Origin of the sequence: Okeania sp. SIO2B9, assembly GCF_010672505.1 — a bacterium.
In the GTDB taxonomy this organism is placed as follows: domain Bacteria; phylum Cyanobacteriota; class Cyanobacteriia; order Cyanobacteriales; family Microcoleaceae; genus Okeania; species Okeania hirsuta.
This window is the reverse complement of record NZ_JAAHGK010001758.1, coordinates 1-1,155: the sequence shown is the minus strand read 5'-3', so window position 1 is coordinate 1,155 and position 1,155 is coordinate 1. Positions and strand designations below refer to the sequence as shown.

Here is a 1,155-nt window from a genome sequence, read left to right as displayed (position 1 = left end):
GGTATTTTGTCTCAAACCAACCCTCGATCACCAAGTACATTAATATCTGATGCTCAACAAGAAATAGACCAATCAAATACAGATAATATAACAGGAAATATTTCTGCGTATACACCTAAAATAGCACAAGTAAAATCTACATTTTTACCTGCTGTTCATGTAGAACTTCAAAACTTTTTATCTCCCGAAGAAAATCAAAAAGCTATAGAAATTGCCATTCAAAAACGCGACCAATATATTGAATCAACCACTACCACTAAAGCAGATCGATATCGGCAGTCTTATGTACTATTTTCACAATACTTTCCCGAATTATCAACACTTATTCAAAGCAAAATATTACAAACCTTGCCAGAAGTATTAGCTCAACTAAATTTTCGTCCTTTCGAGATATCAGAAATTGAAGCGCAACTAACAGCACATAATGATGGATGTTATTACAAAATTCATAATGATGCGGGTAGCGAAAAAACAGCAAGTAGAGAAATTACTTATGTATATTATTTTTATCAAGAACCCAAAGCTTTTTCTGGAGGTGAGCTAAGAATTTATGATACTGAATTAAAAGCTGGTGGAGCAATAACTCATGAGAATTTTCAAACTATTACCCCTGCTAATAATTCCATCATCTTTTTTAACAGTCGTTGCAGACATGAGGTAATGCCTGTAGTTTGTCCATCAAAAGCATTTGAACATAGTCGGTTTACAGTTAATGGTTGGATTAGAAGATTAGTAGCATAAATAGTTATTTTACTGAAGTAAAGCAGGGAATAGCGGTGCGACCCAGTGTCAGCGACAGACGCATCTGGTAGCGGACTTCTGTGAGGGAACAATAGGAAAAACATTTCCCCCTATTTGATTGATCATCACTCTATACCCTAATGTCGTAAACAACTAGTTCTTTGCTGTACAAACAATTTTTTTGTCTACTCAGTCATCATGCAATATTCCCTCTGTATCAATAAGGGGGAATATTTTTTTTTTGTCCTGATGATATTCCGCCAATAGCACTCAAATACCTGCCAGATAGTGTCATACATAAGGCTGGGCAAAATATGCAAATAAAAACAGGGTTTTCAGATTGGTGATTTCATAGCCATGTTGGCCATTTTTAAGCATGTTTGGAAGTGACTCTTCAATTGAGTATCCTCTGAC

1 protein-coding gene is annotated in these 1,155 nt (G+C 35.4%); it reads left to right on the top strand.

From position 1 onward, the window contains the following. A partial coding sequence (locus tag F6K13_RS34215; protein ID WP_287290098.1) for a 2OG-Fe(II) oxygenase occupies positions 1-741 on the top strand: 741 nt, incomplete at its 5' end. Between the last annotated feature and the right edge of the window lie 414 nt (positions 742-1,155).